Raw genomic sequence first — 503 nt, 5'->3', positions numbered from 1 at the left:
CCGAACACGGCGGGGGCGGTCAGCCGTACGAGGTCTACCTCCAGGTCCTGGAGGAGCTGGCCGCGGCCCGGCTCACCATCGGGCTCGGCGTCAGCGGAATGGTGCAAGACGTCGGGCCATGGCCTCACCCGGGCTCAGCTACCTGGACTATCTCCGGGAGATCGAGCGTCTCGCCCACCGCGTCAGCATGGAGGCATCCAACGAAGTCTCGTTCCAGGCACACCCGGAAGAGGCAACACCACTCCAGCGCAGCGTGCACGCCCTTGCTCGGGCTCTGCGCCACCACCACTTCGGGGGTGACGGCTGCTGCCCGGACGAGGACCGCGCCCTGGTCCGCCTCGTCGGAGCGTCAGTGCTGAAGCCCGGGGCATGCCGGCCGGGGTGGAAGAGGCGTACGAGAGGATGTGTGCACGGATCGGCGTCGAAGCCAGGCCGGAGGGCTGGGCGCTGTGGAACACCTGGATCGACGGGGACCTGAAGGTGACCATGGTGGTGTCCGCTGT

Source organism: Streptomyces sp. CB02980 (genome assembly GCF_014451325.2).
Taxonomy (GTDB): domain Bacteria; phylum Actinomycetota; class Actinomycetes; order Streptomycetales; family Streptomycetaceae; genus Streptomyces.
The sequence above is the reverse complement of the archived record's forward strand: the minus strand, read 5'-3'. Positions refer to the sequence as shown.